Below are 18,908 nucleotides of genomic sequence, written 5' to 3' on the forward strand. Positions count from 1 at the left end.
AAACAGCGAGCGGAATTTTCCGGTATGGAAAATTCCGCTCGCTTGTTTTGTTTTTGGAAGATGATCAGGTTATTACCAACCCGGTGTTTGTTTGTACTGACCGTTGGTGCGGGCAATCTCATCCGGACTGATAGGCCATGCCATGTGTTTGGTCGGGTTAAAGTTACGTGCAGGCCAAACCTCCTGTATGGTATAGGGAGAAGCAGGATTCTGACGATCCGCGTGAATGCGGCCATGCAACGGTGCATTGATCTTCGCATAATCACCCCATCTTTTCAGATCATGGAAACGATCGGTCCATTCGCAGGCCAGTTCCACACGGCGCTCATGTTTCAGATCGTCCATGGTAGGATTGCTCACCGGTGTAAGCCCTACACGCGCCCTGATCTCGTTGAGCGGAGCAGCCGCTTCACCATTACGTCCCAGCTGAATCAGCGCTTCCGCTTTAAACAACAGTATTTCTGCATAACGCATCAGCGGCAGGTTCAGTGCCGTAGTAGGATAATCGGGACTGGGATTCACAAAGATATTGCTGGCCATATCACCGTTGGAACCGTAGCCATAAGGCTCCATGTATTTATTGATCTGGAAACCGGAGAGGCTGTTGGTAGACCAGTACAACATTTTCTGACCGATATACAAAAACGGATCACCGAATTTCAGAATGGTTACTTCCCTGCGCGGGTCGTTGGCTTCATACTCATCATACAGCTCTTCAGTAGGCTGGAAATAGCCCCAGCCGTTGAACTTGCCCCAACCTTTGTTTTCCAGTATCACACCGGGAAATTCAGATCCACCCTGTGTGCTGGATACTACAGACCAGATATATTCAGATGACCAGTTGTTGGCGACAGTGAAAACAGCCTGGTAGTTTTCGCGGGAAGTAGGTTTACCGGAAATCAGCGCCCGATGGCCCTCTGTGCGGATCTTATCGCACAGGTCAGGTATGGCCTGCCATTTGGACTTATCGAATTGCGCCCAGTAAGCATATGCTTTTACCATATATCCCCAGCAAGCCACTTTGTGTGCGCGGCCTCTGTCCTTGTCCTCGTAACTTTCGAAGAACGGCAGCAGGTCGGCTGCTTTCTGCAAATCACTGATGATTTTTGCGTAGTTGTCAGTCACCGAAGGCAATTGGGGTGCAATACGTTTGCCATATTCCGGGTTTTCCGGGCCGTCAAACGGTACGCCCTGATCTTTGTGTCCATACATGTAAGCCAGCCAGAAATGTGCGAAACCGCGCATAAAATAGGCTTCTCCCAGGGATTTTTTCCGGAGGTCTTCGGATACGTTCACCGCCTTCGGCGCATTTTCAAGCACCTGGTTAGCCGTGTTGATCATGGCATACAGACGTTTCCAGCCTTCTGTCAGGTAACCTTCCCGTCCGCTGGGGATGAAGTTTTTGATGTTTTCACCATCTGCCTTGGCACGGCCTACGATCAGATCATCGCTGGCATCCTGCACCCAGAACAGGTCGCGGCCCCAGGTTTCTTCATCTTTCATGGTGGTGTAAAGCGCAGCGCTACCCTTACGCAGGTCGTTGTCGCTTTTCCAGAAGTTGTCAATACTCGGCGCACCGGTAGGTTCAACATCCACCCAGTTTTGCGAGCAGCCGCTCCAACCGGCCATCATCGCCATCAGTGCTGGTATATAGAAATATTTCTTTTTCATGATAGTCAGTTTGATCAGAATTTAACATTAAGGCCGATAGAATAGGTACGGGAAACAGGGAACTGTCCGCCATCCAGACCGATACCTCCTACTTCAGGGTCCATACCGGTATATTTGGTGAAAGTGAGCAGGTTGTCACCGCTGAAGTATACACGCAAACCATTGTTCCAGCGCATTTTACCGAAAGTATAACCTATCAGCAGGTTTTTCAGGCGCAGATAGTTACCGTTTTCAAGATACCAGTCAGAAGCTGTCTGGAAGTTATTGTTTGCATCTTTCGCAGATATACGGGGAATGTTGGAACCGGTATTTTCCGGAGACCATGCATCCAGGATTTTATCCCAGCGATTGTATCCCTGTTCTGCACCGTTCAGGGTAGATTGTTTGAAAGCGTTGAACAGTTTCACGCCACCAACACCTTGCAGGAACAGGCTCAGGTCAAAGTTCTTCCAGGTAAAGCTGGCTGTAAAACCATAGGTCAGTTTAGGAAAAGCATTGCCCATATATACACGGTCCGCATCATCAATTTTACCATCACCATTCTCATCAATGAATTTCAGGTCACCGGCTTTTGCATCAGGCTGGATCTTATGTCCATCTTTCTGGTAGGCGTTGGCTTCCGCATCTGACTGGAAAATACCGGCAGATTTTATCAGCCAATAGGAATAATACGGCTGTCCTACTGTAGAACGATAAGGTCTCAGCACTGTTCTCCAGTTATCACCATGGGACCAGAAAGGGTTAGGGTTATCATCAATATATACCACGCGGTTTTTAAGCGTTGCCATGTTACCACTCAGGCTATAGCCCACCTCACCGATTTTGTCCTGCCAGCTGACAGCCAGTTCAAAACCTTTGTTACCGATTTTACCCTGGTTGATGTAAGGGGCTTCCATACCCATTGTATTGGGCCAGTAGGTATCCTGTTGTTTGATCAGGTCATAGGTAAGTTTATCGAAATAGTCGGCGGTGATAGTCAGGCGTTGTTTCAGCAGGGCGATATCGATACCGATGTCTGTTTGCTGGGATGTTTCCCAGGACAGGTTGGGGTTATACAGTTGATTAACAGACCATGCGTTGGTGAGCGGGCCGTTGCCACCGATCTGGTAGTTTTTACCCAGCTGCAGCACAGGGCGGCCATAGCCAATGGCAACGGAATTCATGTTACCGATACGGCCCCAGCTGGCTCTTACTTTCAGCAGGTCAACAGCAGGTACGTTGAAAAACGGCTCTGAACTGATTTTCCAGGCGCCGGTAACACCGGGGAAAGCTCTTCCGCGGTTACCGGAAGGGAGCCTGCCGGCAATATCATAACGGTAGCTACCGGTTACAAAATAACGATCGGACCAGCTATAGGAAACCCTGCCCACATAAGAAACGTTTCTGTCTTTCCACTCACGGTCGGTCGGGAGGTCCTGATCATAGATAGAAGCCAGTGGCATAAAACGGGCCCAATCAGCTTCACTTTCAAAACCTCTCGCGGCGATACCAAAGTTACGGTCACCGGCTTCTTGTCCTGTCAGGGACAGCATAGCGCCGATATTGTGCCGTTTGATGATTTTGTTATAGTTCAGTGTATTTTCCCATAACCAGTTATAGTCTCTTGTAGTGGAATAAGACAATTTGTTTTGGGCATTGGTTTTACCGGGTTCCAGTCTTCTGGGCTCGAAATTTTTATAGAGCGTATCTATCTGGCGGTAAGAGAAACGGGAAATAAAACTGAGGCCGGGAGCGATATTGGAAACGGTCAGTTCTGTCACCGACTGGATATCACTCTTTTTATTATAAGGCTGGTTACGCAGCAGGGTAGCTACCGGGTTTACGGCATCGCCATGGATACCCAGGTATTTGGAATCAACCGGACCTACGCCGCCGAAGGAACCGTCAGCATAATAAGGCGTAGCAGCACGGGGCATATAGATAGCAGAGAGGATTACGCCGGTATAACCGCTGGCAGTTTCCGCATCGCGGTTATTATTGTTGTTCCAGAAGATGTCCTGCCGTAATTTAACTTTTTTCGATATTTCGTAGTTGGCATTGAAGCGGAGAGAAATATTCTTGTTGTAGGTATTCAGTAATGTTCCTTGTTCATCTTCATAGCGTGCCTGGAAGAGGGTAGAGAATTTGTCGGTACCGGCGTTTACGCTGATGTTGTGACGTTGTATCATGCCGGTACGGAATATTTCCTTCATCCAGTCGGTACGGGTAACCTGGTCGTTTGGATTGAGGGTAGCATCCCATCCTGGCAGTGGTGGCCGTCCTGCGTTGGCATAAGCCAGGTTGGATACTTTAGCCTCATCTTCTGCGCGCAGCGATTGTAATGTACGCCATGCCTGTTTAGCGCCTACAAAGCTGGTGTATTGCACCTGCGGCAGACCTTTGGAAGCCTGGCGGGTAGTAACGAGGATAACGCCGGCTGCACCGGAGAAAGCACCATAGATAGCAGCAGAAGCCGCATCCTTTAATACTGTAATAGACTCCACATCTGCCGGGTTAAAAGGTGCGTTGGGTACACCGTCTACTACATACAATACACTTTCCTTACCACGGGAACCTACTCCACGGATCACCACATTGTTGGCATCGCTGGTATGACCACCATTGCTCACTACTGTGATACCAGGCACTTTACCCTGTATCATATTAGCTACGTCCATCACAGGGCGTTCCTTGATCTGTTTCATGTCGGGCACTGTTGCCACCGCGGCGGAGAGGTCACTCTTTTTAGCGGTACCATAACCGATCACCACTACTTCATCCAGTGCGGTGTTCCCGTTTTTCATCACCAGGTTGAGCGTATTGCTGCTGCCAGGTGTAAGTTCGGTGGTTTGATAACCTACATAACTAAAGCTGATAACAGGATTTTCAGTATCGATGGTCAGGGAATAACGTCCTTCCCCATCGGTAACGGCCCTGTTTTTCGTGCCTTTCACCCATACGGTGACACCGGGAATAGGTTCATTGTTCTCCGTTGTTACCCGGCCGGTGATGTGGCGGGTAACCACTTGTTTACCGGCTGCCGGTGCATCCTGCTGTGGTTGTGCTTTTCGTAACAGAATGGCTTTATCATTCACACTGTATTCAATGCCGGACTGGTTTTGAAGCAGGTGCAGGGCTTCATTCAGGGTAATGTTGTTAGCTTTGAAATCGTGGATCATGATCTTATCAAAATCCTGTTTCACATAATTAAAAGTAAAGCTGCTTTGGTTGCTTAATGCTTTTAGCACCTGTGACAAAGAAGCGTTGGACATGTCCAGTTTTACCTTTTCCGTCAGGCTGTTTTGCTGCGCAAACCCCATGGCAGCAGGGAGCAGGCAGCAGCCCAGCAACAGGAAGCGTTTCATGCCAGACAAGGCAAACCCGCCGCTGCGAACCCGATGGTTCGAGACTGTAGATTTCGTTTTCATCATAAAGTTGTTTTTCGGAGTGTTGTAGCTTTTTTAAAAAATCGTCACCTCTTTACCGGAAATTTTATACTGTTTACGACTGATATAACAAATATTGTCCAGCATTCCTGTGAAGCTGTCTGTTTCGAACATCACGGTAATATTCTTTTCTATGTCCTGTTTATTTTTCCAGTTAACGGCATAGCCATAACGGTCGCAAAGCCTTTCCACCGCGTCTTTAAACGGAATGTCAGTAGCAGTGAAGGCGCCGTTTTTCCAGGCGGCCACTTTATTGGCGTCTGTTTCATCGAGTTGCAACAGGCTGTCGCCGGTGCGACAGGCGGCGGCATAACCTGGTTGTAATACCAGCGGCCTGGCATTGGCCGGCTGTGCTTTTACCTGTACTTTGCCCTGCAACAGGGATACACGGGTGGTATTTTCACCGGCATAGGCTTCTACATTGAATTGTGTACCCAGTACCTGTATAGCCATATCGCGGGTATGCACTACAAAAGGGGCCTGTTCGCTGGCATGTATATCGAAAAATCCTTCTCCCGTCAGCGTTACACTACGTTCCCGCCGGTTAAAATCTTTTTTCCAGGCGATGGAGGCATGTGCGTTGAGCCATACCCGTGAGCCGTCCGGCAATGTTAATTGTTTGATGCCACTGGTTTCATTGGTGATAGTCACCATATCAGCCAATACCGGCGCAGAGGCCTGTTTACCGGCCCGTTGCTGCGAGAGCCAACCAGCGCCCGCCATCAGTACAATGCAGGCAGCGGCAGCCCATCGGATAGCCGGACGACGCCACCATGCCAACCTGGGGGCAGGCAATACGGTACGGCGGAACTGCTCCAGGAACTGTTGGCGGCGCAGATCTGCTTCCAGTCCTTCCAGGTCCACAGCCGTTCCTTCTCCCAGACTGTTATACCATTTGTCCAGGAGGGCCAGTTCTTCCGGCGTACATTTCCCCGCATGAAATTTTTCTAACAGGGCTTGTGCCCCGGGATAATTTTTCGGTGTCATCTACTAAAGAATACCCGATGCAAAAGAAATGTTAACTCGTCCAACGTTAAGGAATTGTAAACAACAACCAGGAGGATACCAGGCTGACAGCCAGTGAAGGATTGGCTTTAATATGCGTTTTTACCTGCTTCAGGGCACGGCAGTATAAAACGCGGGCGGAAGCGGCGTCGATATCCAGGATACCGGCAATCTGCTGGTAGGAATAATGATACCGTACCCGTAAGGTCATCAGCTGCTGCTGGCTGGGAGATAAGGTGTCCAAAGCCTCATGGAGAATGGCTTCCTGTAACCCGTACAGCTCTTCCTGGGCAAAGGCCCCCGGCGTTTCCAGCGAGTCATTCAACAATGTCTCCAGCTGTTTGAGATGTGCCTGATAACGGCCTGCCGTACGGTAATATTTGAATATGCGAAACTTGAGGGCATGTAATAAGTAAAATTCCAGGCCTTCATCTTTAGGCGCTGATTCCCACTTCTCCCATAAAGAAAGAAAAACATCCTGCACAATATCAAACGCGTCGTGTGCATTGGTTTTGGCTACTGCAATAGCCAGCAGTTTATTCCAGTAAATACCTACAGATTGCTCGTAATCCGCTACAGCATGATCTTTACAGGAAGTGATCGGTTTATGCACGGTCATAAAAGGCAATATAACAGTCTCAACAAAAGTAATTGTTCAATATTACGTGGATATTAATTTTCCCAGCAGTTTCGCCTGCTACGTGGTAAATGTTGCAACATCTGATTGATATTATACCAATATAATGCTGTTTTCTGAAAAAAGAAATACCTGTTTGGCCTGTTGGGTTTATTATCGTAAACTAGATAGATGGAATATGACGTGATTATCATTGGTGGTGGTCAAAGTGCATTGGCTGTAGCGTATTACCTGCGGCGTACCACATTACGGTACCTGTTACTGGACAGCGAAACACAACCCGGCGGCTCCTGGCAACATGGCTGGCATTCGTTGTCCCTGTTTTCACCGGCATTATGGAGCTCATTGCCCGGCGTATTAATGCCGGGTGGTCAACAATATTATCCCAGTCGCGATGAAACTATTGCCTACCTGCGGGCATACGAAGAGCGCTATCAGTTCCCGGTTCAACGGCCGGTGAAAGTATTGCAGGTGGAAAAACAAGGCGAAAGTTACCAGTTACACACCACTGCCGGTACATATCATTCCCGGGCAGTGGTCAGCGCCACCGGCAGTTTCGTGCATCCCTATATCCCCGATATCCCAGGTAAAGACCGTTTCCGGGGCACGATACTTCATTCCTCCCGGTACCGGTCACCCGAACAATTCCGGGGGCAGCGTGTAGCCGTAGTAGGCGAAGGCAATTCCGGGGCGCAGATACTGGCCGACCTGGCGCCGGTAGCTGAAACGCAGTGGATTACGCGGCAACCGCCGGCTTTCCTGCCGGACCATATAGACGGTAAATATCTTTTTGACGCGGCCACCATGCAGTATGAGGCCATGCAGCAGGGGAAGGACTTTCAACGCCCTTCCCTCGGGCATATCGTGATGGTGCCTGCGGTAAAAGCAGCCAGGGACCGGGGTGTTTATGAACACTACCTGCCGGCCTTCGATTATTTTTATGAAGAAGGGATAGCCTGGAACGATGGGAAAAAAGAAATAGCCGACAGCGTTATCTTCTGTACCGGCTTCCGGCCGGCATTGGAGCACCTGCGGCCTTTAGGCATCATACAGCCCGATGGCAAAATCAATACCCGCGGCACCGCCGCAACAGCTATACCCGGCCTATGGCTGGTAGGCTATGGGCAATGGACCGGTTTTGCTTCCGCTACCCTTATTGGCGTGGGCAGAACAGCGCGTAAAACGGTGGAGGAACTAATCGCCTACCTGCAACCGGGATCATTGTAAGGATATGGTCCTTGCCGTTGGTTTGGCGAATTCGGCCTTCAGGTCCAGCTTCGTTTGTTTGGCATTGTCCAGTTTATACACCAGCACAAACTCCATATCCGTAATATTAATAAAACTGGTATACAAGGTACCATAGGCTTTCCGGTAGGGACCTCCGGTGGCCATCGGCTGCACCGCTCTGGCAGCAATATTACCCACTTCTTTTAAGCCTACCGGCGAGCTGCTGGCTTGCAACTGCTGCACGGCCGCTTCCATAGCGGCATATCGCGGACAAGGATAGTTACCTTTCTCTTTATCGGTGAGTAAAAAATTGGTGGCCATCAGCACATTGTTTTGAATGTTAACCAGGTTTCTTTTGCCGTTTACCCATTCCACTACGGTGGCGTGCCCCTGGCGGTCGCCAAACAACAGGTGCCCGTCTGTCAGCGCTACCTTCTTTTCTTCCAGTAATGCCAGTGCTTCTTCCACGGTATGACACTGTGCGAGGATATCATCTCCCAGGTTACCTACGGGGTTATGATACCCTTTGACCCGGGCCACCTGCGGCGTAACGGCACCGTCAAAAAACAACCCCGCTTCGTTGATACCTCCCTGTGCATTTTTCCCCCAGCCATACCAGAGCCTTGCCAGCTTACCATCTGTATGCGGCTGGATGAGGATATACGGCGATACGTCAAACCAATAGTCTTCATTGTTAACCGCATAAATCTTCCCCGTTTTAGCGTCTATATAATATAAAATAGAACAGGCATGGGCGGAAAACAAGCCCGTCAACAAACACAGGCAGCAGCAGATCAACGTTTTCATATGTTGAAATATTTATTACCCGGAAGTTACAGGATCCTGCTACACCTGGGCAGGGAAAAATAGGTCAAGATAAATTATCCCGTTTTTTCCTGCCTCAGCCTTTGCCTGTTATCTTGCTAGACGGAGGGTACGCAGGGGTATCAATGCCGTATTTGTCCCAATGCCAGCGCATAGGGAGGCTGGCCGTTAGTCAGGCCCTGTAAATACAGTGTAAACGTACCTCTTTCAGTCAGTTTTATCCTGGGGATATCCAACAGGGTTTCCAGGGCGTCGCCTTTATATTGTTTGATTTTCACCTGGTACACGCCCCCTTTCACCGGGTGGAAAGCCGCCATAGCAGCAAGGTTGCGCTGTGTAGCCAGATATGGCACCGCGGTATGGGTAAGGCGGACACTGTCTGTTTCCCGGAACAGGTCCACAATCACGGGCGCCGCATTGGCGGAGAGATGTAAGAAACGTACCTGCGCGTTGCCGGCAGCCGGAACGGGGATATTATCGGGCACCAGGGTATAATTTAGTCTGGACGGGCTTCCACGGAGGGTATCATAAATAAACAAAGAGTATTTTTTCCCTTGTTCTATCCGCAGGCTGTCGGCGATGACCACCTTTCCATCCGCGGTTTCCACCATCAGGTCATCGGTATCTTCTGTTGTAACGCTTCTATAGGCGCTGCCATAGCGGTTGCTATAACTGCCATAGGATAATTTGTTCACCCTTCTTCTTTCATTGTACACTACACTCACGGGTCCGGCCTGCGGCGCCGCGTTCACTGCCATCAGCAGGGCCTGTTGAGCAGACGGCCTGTTTTTATCCCGCTCACAGGATGCCAGTACCCCGAAAGTCAATACAGCCGATAGCAAAATCTTCCAATTCATCATATATATAAAAAAGGGCAAAAATAAAGCTTGCCCATTCATAAGACATTAAAAAAAATAACTCCCCCTAGCCGGTAATACAAAATTAACAAGCCTTTCAGATTAAAAAACGGCTTTCACAGATTAGAATATTCTAATACACCTCGGAGAATGCGTGTGGTGGCTTAATTTAGCCTCACCTTACAATTATGAACATCTTATTGATAGAAGACGAACCCAGAGTAGCAGCATTTATCAGAAAAGGACTGGAAGCACATCAACATACGGTAACAGTAGCATACGACGGACAAGATGGCTGCCACGTAGCCATGCAATATGATTATGATTTGGTGATACTGGACCGGCTGTTGCCCACCCTCCATGGCCTGGAAGTGTGCCGGCGTATCAAATCCTTTAAAAAAGGGTTGCCCGTGCTGATGTTAACAGCCCTGGGCACCGTACGGGACAAAGTACAGGGCTTCGAAAGCGGGGCAGACGACTATATGCCCAAACCCTTCCATTTCGATGAGCTGCTGGCCCGTATACAGGCACTACACCGCCGCGGCCAGACCATTACCCCCGCAGCAGTGTACCAGGTGGCCGACCTGGAAATGAACTGCTATAACCGAACCGTTTTCAGGGCCGGTAAAGAGATTTTCCTGACCGTTAAAGAGTTTTCCCTGCTGGAAGTATTACTCACCAATAAAAACAGGGTGCTCTCCCGCGCACATATGGCTGAAACGGTGTGGGGCATCGATTTCAACAGGGGCACCAACCTGATAGATGTATACATCAACTACCTGCGTTCCAAAATAGACAAAGGTTTCTCCAAACCACTCATTCATACCGTCATTGGGGTAGGGTATGTTTTGAGAGAACTGTAAACATATGACTGTAAGAAACAGGTTATCCCTGCAATTCACCTTTCTCTTTGCCGTATTACTCCTGATGCTGCTGGCAGGCATCTATTCCCTGGTGGAAAGAAACCGTAAGATCAGTTTTTACGACAAACTGGAAGACCGGGCCAAAACCATGGCCCAGTTCTACCTTGCAGAGGATAACCTCTCCCGGGAAAGTTTCCTGGCCGTGCTGAAAAAATATCCCCGTTCCCTTAACCAGGAAGTGATCCGTATATACAACCACCAGTTTGAACCGGTATTCATTAAAGAAGATACCATCCGCTGGGATAAGGCTACCCTGCTGCAGGTGGCCAAAGACAAGCGGATGCGTTTCACCCGTCATGGTCAACAGGTATGCGCTATTTATTACGCCGATAATTCCGGTAACTTCATTATCGTAGCTACCGCCACCGACAGCGCCGGCATAGAAAACATGCGCACCCTGGCATGGATCATGACACTGGCCTTCCTCGCATCCTTGCTGATTACGTATATCCTGGGCCGTATTTTTTCGCGCATGGCGCTGACGCCTATCAATCATCTGATCGACAATGTACGGAGCATCAGGGCCTCCAGCCTGGATAAGCGGCTGCATGTCAATGAACACAAGACTGATGAAATAGATGCCCTTAGCATCACTATCAATCACCTGCTCGAACACCTGGAACAGTCCTTTGAGGCGCAAAGGGTATTTATCGCCAATGCCTCACACGAATTACGCACCCCCATCACCGCTATACTGGGCGAAGCAGAAATAGCACTGCTGCAAAACCGGAGTACCACCGAATACAAAGCCACACTTAGCAATGTAGTGGAAGATGCCACCCGGCTCACGCATCTGATCAGCAGTCTGCTGGAACTGGCGCAGGCCAATATGGATACCCATGATCTCCAACAGGTACGCATGAACGAATTATTATGGGAAGTAGTAGATGAATGGAGCGACAACGGCAAATACCCGGTACGGCTCTCATTTCGTTTCGGACTGGACGTTTCCCGTGTTACCATGCAAGGGCAACGACACCTGTTGTTTATCGCCCTGGGGAATGTCGTCAAAAACGCGATTAAGTTTTCCGCCGGTGAAGAAGTATACTGCGAGCTGCATTCCACCGATACCCATATCCATATCTCCGTTGCCGACAAAGGCATCGGCATCCCCGAAGGGGAAACAGAAAAGATATTCCGCCCGTTCTACCGCAGCGCGAATGCGATGTCATTCACCGGATTCGGTATAGGACTGTCACTAACGGAAAAGATCGTACGGCTGCATAATGGCACGATACAGGCAGATTCTGCTAACGGATACGGTACTACGTTCCGGTTTGCATTTCCCCGGTAATGTTTTATTTGATTATTTAGGTGTTGCATTTATGATATATCTCTCCGCCACGAGGGGTGAGGGCGTGTATCGGGAAACGTATTCACGATACCAAAGGCTAATGTCCTTACTAATTCGATAAAGAGAACGCCTTATTAATCCAATAGCCCAATAAACCGGCATTAGAATTTTCTAACAGCATTCTAACCACAACACCTCCTCCGCTTAATCCCGCTCTAATACAGCGCCAATAGCTTTGCATCTGTATTTCATTCTTTATTTATCACACAACTGATTATGCAGATCAAATCTATTTTCCTGTTTGTAGTACTGCTGACAGCATCGCTGGCCGGCATAGCCCAGCAACGGGCTATCCGGGGAACTGTTGCCGATTCGCTCACACAGCAGCCCCTTCCCGGTGTAACCGTATCCGTGCCGGGTACCGCTACCGGCGTAGTTACTGACGGCAATGGTCATTACAGGATCGTATTACCGGATGGTAAACATCAACTTCGTTTTTCGTATATAGGTTACAGTGACCTTTCCCTCAAAACAACACCGGGCAACGATATATTAAACGCCTTGCTCTCGTCTGCTTCACAATCGCTCAACAGTGTGGTGATCACCGGTTATACACAACAAAGCAAATCCCGTACAACCGGCGCCGTTACCAGTCTGCCTGCCAGTGTTACCACGCAGGCGCCAGTAGGCTCTTTCGACGTGATGCTGCAGGGACGTGCACCCGGATTATACGTGGGTACGCCTACCGGTCAGCCGGGAGAGGCCGGCCGTGTATCTATCCGTGGCCTCGGTTCCATTAACGGCGACGTAAACCCGCTGTATGTGGTAGACGGTGTACCCGTTGCCAATAACTCCTTCGCGGCACTGAACCCCGAAGATTTTGAAACCATCCATGTGCTCAAAGATGCTGCCGCTACCGCACAATACGGTTCCAGGGCTGCTAACGGCGTAATTGTCATTACCACAAAAAAAGGTAAGGCCTGGGAAGATGGAAAAGTGCGGGTAAACTATCGCGGTCAGTTTGGAGTGTCCGGCCTCAACAGCGGTAAGTGGGATATGATGAACACCGATCAACGGCTACAGTTTGAAGAAATACTGCAAGATCCTACCCTGCCAGGATGGGCTTATTCCCGTAACAATCCCAACAAAATAGTGAACGGTACCCTGGTACCCAAAACAGCAGAAGACTATACCTTCGGCTCCCAATACCTCGACAGTCTGCGTCTCATCAATACCGACTGGCGTAAACACCTGCTGCGCCAGGGTCGTATGCAGTCGCATTCCCTGAACGTTTCCGGCGGTAACGAAAAAACAACTTTCTATCTCTCCGGCGGCTATTTTAACCAGGATGGCATTGCCCTCAATTCCGGTATGGAACGCTACAGCCTGCGAGCCAACGTACAAAACCGCAGCGGCAGGTTTAAGACAACGCTCAACATGGGCATCTCCACCGCTACTATCAAATATATACAGGATGAAGGCGTAGCAGAAGAAGGCGGCGCAGCTGTCGGCGGTGGTGGTATCACCGAAAAAAATCCGATTGCCGCATTGTATTATGCGCTGCCTTATGAATCGCCCTATGGTAAGCCCGGACCTGGCCGCTATGGCGCTAATGCGCTCGATGCCTACGCTAACGCGCTGAAAAAAGACAACCAGATCAAAGCAGTGATGTCGTTGAATGAAACGGTGGAACTAACCAGGGATTTTCAACTGACTGGTACCGTAGGTATGGACTTTCAGCAGCACAACAACACCGATTACCTGAATCCCGACTCCTGGTATGGTAAACTGGTGAGCAATGGCAACCAGGGCTCCTATCAGCGGGGACTGACCAACAGACTGGGATTGGTAGCCACCGGTGGCGTACGTTATAACAGGCAGTGGGGAAAAAATCATGAAGTGGAAGCTAACCTGTTGTCCGAAATCAACAAAATAAAAGGCAATGGTTTCGGTTTTACCGGCTATGGCCTGGTACCAGAGTTGCCAGGCACACCCAGCGGTATTACGCCCGGCACACCCGACAATAATTTCATTCCTATCGTTAACGGACAAACGACACCGAACCGGCTGCTGATTTCACAGATCGCGTTGTTCCGTTATTCCTACGGCGACAAATATACGTTCTCCGCCAGCTTGCGCCGTGATGGCTCTTCTCAGGTACCTGCCGCCAACCGCTACAAATTCTTCTATGCCTTTGGCGGTAACTGGAACATCCTCGCAGAAGATTTTCTGAAAGACCAGCAAGCATTCAGCACCCTTCGTCTCCGTGCCAGCTATGGCCTCACCGGTAACGCCGGGGGCTTTACCAGCGACTTCGGTTTCCGTACCCTGTACAGCCCTGCCGATTACAACGGTAACAAAACGCTGATACCACTAACACCCGGCAACCCTGCCTACAACTGGGAAATGAACCGTATTGGCGACGTAGGCCTGGAATTCGGTTTCTTCCGCAACCGCCTGCGTGGTGAGATAGACCTGTACAACCGTGTTACCGAAGGATTGTTCGTCAACCGCAACCTCTCCCATACCACCGGTTTTGCGACCATCGCCGCCAATGCCGGCAAAGTGCGTAACCGTGGTATAGAGCTGATGCTCGAAGGCGACGCCATTAAAAACAGGGACTTCTCGCTCACACTGGGACTGAACCTCGCTTACAACAAAAACAAGATCCTGAGCCTGGGCGGAGAAGAACAGATATTTGCCGATGAAGCCACCATGAATATGGTAGGCCGGCCACTGGGCAGCTTCTATGCCGTGCGCTGGAAGGGTGTGGACCAACAAACCGGCGCTCCTATCTACCTCGATAAAGACGGCAACGAAACCAATACCTACAATCCTGACGATGCCGTACCCATGAAGGCCACTTACGATCCGCCACTGATTGGCGGCGCTACCCTGGGTATCCGGTATAAACGTTTTGACCTGAACGTGCTCGTGAGCTTCATCCATGGCATGTCCCGCCTGAATTATCCTGACCTGTACGCACATTCCGGCAGTCCCAACTACCGCCAGTACAGCCAGTCAAAAGACATGCTGGATATCTGGCAGAAACCCGGTGACATCAGCAAATATCCCGGTGCACAATACGCTACCTACTTCACCTCCCGCGATGTTACCAGCGCCGATTATGTGAAGCTGCGCAACGTCACCCTGGGTTACAACATACCCGTTCCCGCCCGCATGTCCGGCGCCATCCGTCACGTGAAAGTATTTGCCAGCGGCCAGAACCTGCTGTCCATCATGAAATGGCGCGGCTTCGATCCGGAAGATGCCAACGACATTGCCCAATACGAATACCCGATGCCACGCACTATTACCGGTGGCATTAACGTCACCTTCTAAAATTTCATCACCATGAATCGTATCATCAAACATATAGCGGTTGTTTGCTGCGCCGCCAGCCTTACTATATACACCACCTCCTGCAACAAAATGCTGGATGTCAAACCCACCGACCAGGTAGATGGTCAGGAGATCTTCAAATCACTTGCTACCTTAAACCGTGCCGTACTGGGCGTTTACGCCGGATGGGAACCGGAGTTCACCCTGCGTATCGGTTCCGTGATGGCAGATGAATGCCGCATCGGATTAAAAAATGCCGGTGTGAACGGTTCTGCCCAAAACCTTTTCAGATGGGCTTTTGCAGGAGGTGATGCAGAAATCGCTTCTCCCTGGACCAACGCTTACCAGGTCATCAACCGTGCTAACCGTATCCTGGAAGGAATAGACCATGTACCCGTAACCAATACTACGGAAGAACAGCAGAAGCAGCACTTGCGGGGAGAATTGCTTGCCATCCGCGCATTTGAGCACTTCGAACTGTACCGCAACTACAGTTATTCCGGTGTATACCAACCCGATGCCCTTGCAGTACCTTATGTTATCAGTTCAGATACAGAGCAAAAACCCTCCCGGCCTGCCAGCGCTGACTTTTTCCGTCAGCTGCAAAGCGACCTCGAAGTGGCACTCGCCTTATCCGGTGACAACGACGACGTAACCCGCATGAATACGCAGGCCATCTACGCCCTGCAGGCAAGAGTCGCTCTATACACCGGAAACTGGACTGCGGCCGCCGACAACGCTACCAGAGCCATGGGTAAAATGAACCTGGCCAGCCGGGAAGAATTCCCCGCTATATGGACCGATAAAAGCAATGCTGAAGTGATTTTTAAATTGAAACGGACCAACCTGAGCGAACTACGTCCGGGTGATATCTGGAAAAATCCTTCTATCGGTATCGTTTATTTCGCTCCTTCGCAGAAACTGTTAAACCGTTACGATGAAGACAACGACATCCGCTACAGCAGCTACTTTTATGAAGATCCGGCATTGGCCGCCGATGGACAGCTGTTGAACGTGATCCGGAAATATGCCGGGGAGGATGGCGCAGAAAACCGTAACGATGTGAAAGTATTCCGGGTGTCAGAAATGTACCTGATCAGGGCCGAAGCAAATATGCATCTTGGCAAACTGCCGGAAGCCGCGGCCGACCTTCATACCCTGTGCAACGCCCGTATACAGGGATATGAAGCGCCGGCATGGGCTGATGCCAGACAACTACAAGACGCAATCCTGGCAGAAAGATTCCGGGAACTGCCTTTCGAAGGGCACCGCTACTATGATCTGAAAAGACTGGGGCTGCCTATACAACGCGATGAGGCCGACCTGCAAGCCGGAGATACACAGACAGACCTGTTACCCTCCGCACTGTATTACTATTTACCGATCCCGCAATCAGAAGTATTAAGCAATCCAAATATAAAACCCAACAATAAAGGTTGGTAGAAAGTGCAACGGACGTAATCACGAAAAATGGGGCTTTATAACAATCAGCAAAACGAAAGGGGCAGTTCTCTACTGCCCCTTATCTATTTATCTACCTAAAAACATTGGCGCAAAATACCTCTTATTTGCCGCTATCACACATCATTCGTCCGGATAACCCGCCGTAATTTTGTATTGTCAACAACGATAAAAAACAATCTAAAATACTACATCATGGCAACCGCAACTCAAACAACGATTACCGTAGAAAGCACTATCAACGCACCGATTGAAAAAGTATGGCAATACTGGAGCGCACCGGAACATATCACCAAATGGTGCGCCGCTTCCGACGACTGGCATGCGCCCGAAGCCACCAACGACCTGCGTACCGGCGGTAAATTCAGCACCACAATGGCAGCAAAAGACGGTAGCTTCAGCTTCGATTTTGGCGGTGTATACACCGAAGTAAAAGAACACGAACTGATCGCTTACCAGCTGGGTGATAACCGTAAAGTAAAAATCATCTTCAACAGTTATGGTGATACCACCCATGTCACTGAAACGTTTGATCCGGAAGAAATCAACTCACCGGAAATGCAACGTGCAGGCTGGCAGGCCATCCTGGATAACTTCCGCAAATACACGGAAAACAACTAACACAACATATATCAGGCCGGGGCGTAAGTGCTCCGGCCTTCTTCTTCCTCCAGTAACTTCCGCGTATAGTCGAGACCGGTAGTATAGATCGCATCAAATTTACTGAAGTCGAACATACCGTATTGCCCCAATCCTTCCGGCTCTATAAAAAGACTGCATTGTTGTTTGCTTTTCAGTACCGGTTCCCGGATCGCCATGTGCAGTGTGCGTTCCATATTGGCCAGGAAGCCACCGGCCGCATTATAAGGCAACAACGGGTTCACATGTACGCCAATCACATTCCTGTATTTCTCCAACAGCGGTGCAATAGGTAAGTTACCCGAGAGGCCTCCATCTACATACGGTACCCCGTCGATCTCCACCGGCTGAAACAACATGGGAATAGTGGAAGCCGCCAATATAGCCGGTATCAGCGGCCCGTTATTAAAAATAGTTTGGTCCCCGTTCACGAAATTGGTAGCCGCTACATATAACGGCAGGGGTAAGGTTTCAAACGTAGTATGCCGCAGATGTTTGGTTAACGCCTCTTCCACTTTCTTCAGCGACAGGAAACCGGCACGCCAGTTTTTCCATTGCATGGACAGTCCCAGTTTTTGTTGCTGGAATATTTCTCTGACTTCATCCGTATCATATCCGTCACAAATAAATGCTGCAGCGATAGAGCCGGCACTGGTAGCCGCGATCACTTCAGGGAAAATCCCCCGTTCGGCAAAGGCTTTTAATACCCCGAGGTGGGCATATCCCCGGGCGCCACCACCGGACAAAACAAACGGACGTAACACAGGCATCGGGATGCGATTTTGATTAGGCTGCCAAGATAGCCAAAAAAGAAATGTATTGTTCGATTACGGACAGTCCCCTGTCCGCCGGTGAACAGCCTTTCACCGCCTCCCGCGGTACAGGCAAGGCTTTCACGAATGGCGCAGGCTGTCCTTCGCACTGGATGATAAAGTACCTTATACCACTATCGTAGGCGTTACAGCAGACTATCACCAGCAATCCATGAAAAGTGCGCTGCTGCCCATGATACATTGGTACCAGGAAATAGGGAATTTTTATACGATCAAAATAAGCAGCACCGATATACCGGCCACACTGGCGAAAATCAAGCAGCTGTGGGCAGCCCAGCATCCCGGTTATCCGTTCGATTACCATTTTATGGATGAGATGTACAACCAACAGTATAAAGGCGATGAACAATTTGGAAGGGTAGTGAAGATCTTCTCCGGCTTCACCTTGTTTATCACCTGCCTGGGTATTCTCGGTCTCACCGCTTTCAGCATCACCAAACGCAGAAAAGAAATTGGTATCCGCAAAACGCTGGGCGCCTCCGTGACCGGTATTGTCGCCTTGCTCACCAAAGATTTCGTATATCTGATACTGATAGCTGTCGTTATTGCCACACCGCTTACCTGGTGGGCTATGAGCCAGTGGTTGGACAACTTCGCCTACCACACCGCTATCACCTGGAGTGTTTTCAGCGTGGCCGGTATACTCACCATGGCCATCGCGTTGATTACGCTGAGTTTCCAAACAGTACGGGCCGCGCTGGAGAATCCGGCGCAGGCGCTGAAATCGGAGTAAAAGAAATTAATAATTCATAACAGATCAGCTTTAGGC

At 49.8% G+C, this 18,908-nt stretch carries 14 protein-coding genes; 7 read left to right on the plus strand and 7 right to left on the minus strand.

The window, feature by feature from the left end; translation table 11 throughout:
- Nucleotides 1-72: 72 nt before the first annotated feature.
- From ICL07_RS09115 to ICL07_RS09130, 4 genes are read right to left on the minus strand one after another with little or no spacing between them, the layout of a single operon-like run.
- A complete protein-coding gene (locus ICL07_RS09115) occupies nucleotides 73-1,671 on the minus strand; it encodes a RagB/SusD family nutrient uptake outer membrane protein (RefSeq protein WP_188087599.1) in 1,599 nt (532 codons plus the stop codon).
- A gap of 14 nt (nucleotides 1,672-1,685) precedes the next feature.
- Nucleotides 1,686-5,081, minus strand: a complete 3,396-nt coding sequence (locus ICL07_RS09120; RefSeq protein WP_246484993.1) for a SusC/RagA family TonB-linked outer membrane protein — start codon at nucleotides 5,079-5,081, stop codon at nucleotides 1,686-1,688.
- 30 nt (nucleotides 5,082-5,111) lie between these two features.
- The gene (locus ICL07_RS09125) at nucleotides 5,112-6,083 is read right to left on the minus strand and encodes a FecR family protein (RefSeq protein ID WP_188087600.1); all 972 of its coding nucleotides are present in this window, start codon (nucleotides 6,081-6,083) and stop codon (nucleotides 5,112-5,114) included.
- Nucleotides 6,084-6,129: 46 nt separating this feature from the next.
- Nucleotides 6,130-6,720 (minus strand): RNA polymerase sigma factor, encoded by a 591-nt coding sequence (locus ICL07_RS09130; protein WP_188087601.1) that lies wholly within the window; start codon nucleotides 6,718-6,720, stop codon nucleotides 6,130-6,132.
- 189 nt (nucleotides 6,721-6,909) lie between these two features.
- Here ICL07_RS09130 and ICL07_RS09135 point away from each other — a divergent pair, with 189 nt between their 5' ends.
- The gene (locus ICL07_RS09135) at nucleotides 6,910-7,965 is read left to right on the plus strand and encodes an ArsO family NAD(P)H-dependent flavin-containing monooxygenase (RefSeq protein WP_188087602.1); all 1,056 of its coding nucleotides are present in this window, start codon (nucleotides 6,910-6,912) and stop codon (nucleotides 7,963-7,965) included.
- On the opposite strand, the gene ICL07_RS09140 is transcribed toward ICL07_RS09135, so the two are convergent.
- Both ICL07_RS09140 and ICL07_RS09145 read right to left on the minus strand, forming a co-directional pair.
- Nucleotides 7,957-8,772, minus strand: a complete 816-nt coding sequence (locus ICL07_RS09140; protein ID WP_188087603.1) for a carcinine hydrolase/isopenicillin-N N-acyltransferase family protein — start codon at nucleotides 8,770-8,772, stop codon at nucleotides 7,957-7,959. The genes ICL07_RS09135 and ICL07_RS09140 overlap by 9 nt on opposite strands.
- 140 nt (nucleotides 8,773-8,912) lie before the next feature.
- Complete coding sequence (locus ICL07_RS09145) at nucleotides 8,913-9,650, minus strand: DUF4397 domain-containing protein (protein WP_188087604.1); 738 nt, start codon at nucleotides 9,648-9,650, stop codon at nucleotides 8,913-8,915.
- 185 nt (nucleotides 9,651-9,835) lie between these two features.
- Between ICL07_RS09145 and ICL07_RS09150 the strand changes: the two genes are divergently transcribed.
- From ICL07_RS09150 to ICL07_RS09170, 5 genes are all read left to right on the plus strand, one after another.
- Entirely contained in the window at nucleotides 9,836-10,510 is a 675-nt protein-coding gene (locus ICL07_RS09150; RefSeq protein ID WP_188087605.1) for a response regulator transcription factor, read from the plus strand.
- Between the two features lie 4 nt (nucleotides 10,511-10,514).
- Nucleotides 10,515-11,864, plus strand: coding sequence for a sensor histidine kinase (locus ICL07_RS09155; RefSeq protein ID WP_188087606.1), 1,350 nt, complete (start codon nucleotides 10,515-10,517; stop codon nucleotides 11,862-11,864).
- 276 nt (nucleotides 11,865-12,140) lie between these two features.
- Nucleotides 12,141-15,206: a SusC/RagA family TonB-linked outer membrane protein gene (locus ICL07_RS09160; RefSeq protein WP_188087607.1), complete on the plus strand. Its 3,066-nt coding sequence runs from the start codon at nucleotides 12,141-12,143 to the stop codon at nucleotides 15,204-15,206.
- A gap of 12 nt (nucleotides 15,207-15,218) precedes the next feature.
- Complete coding sequence (locus ICL07_RS09165; protein ID WP_188087608.1) at nucleotides 15,219-16,649, plus strand: RagB/SusD family nutrient uptake outer membrane protein; 1,431 nt, start codon at nucleotides 15,219-15,221, stop codon at nucleotides 16,647-16,649.
- Nucleotides 16,650-16,862: 213 nt separating this feature from the next.
- Nucleotides 16,863-17,288, plus strand: coding sequence for an SRPBCC family protein (locus tag ICL07_RS09170; RefSeq protein WP_188087609.1), 426 nt, complete (start codon nucleotides 16,863-16,865; stop codon nucleotides 17,286-17,288).
- An 11-nt stretch (nucleotides 17,289-17,299) separates the two neighbouring features.
- Here ICL07_RS09170 and ICL07_RS09175 read toward each other — a convergent pair whose 3' ends face one another.
- Nucleotides 17,300-18,076, minus strand: a complete 777-nt coding sequence (locus ICL07_RS09175; protein ID WP_188087610.1) for a patatin-like phospholipase family protein — start codon at nucleotides 18,074-18,076, stop codon at nucleotides 17,300-17,302.
- Between the two features lie 214 nt (nucleotides 18,077-18,290).
- On the opposite strand from ICL07_RS09175, the gene ICL07_RS09180 reads away from it, so the two are divergent.
- Nucleotides 18,291-18,872 (plus strand): ABC transporter permease, encoded by a 582-nt coding sequence (locus ICL07_RS09180; protein ID WP_188087611.1) that lies wholly within the window; start codon nucleotides 18,291-18,293, stop codon nucleotides 18,870-18,872.
- Nucleotides 18,873-18,908: the final 36 nt, after the last annotated feature.

The sequence above is a fragment of the Chitinophaga qingshengii genome, assembly GCF_014529935.1.
In the GTDB taxonomy this organism is placed as follows: Bacteria; Bacteroidota; Bacteroidia; order Chitinophagales; family Chitinophagaceae; genus Chitinophaga; species Chitinophaga qingshengii.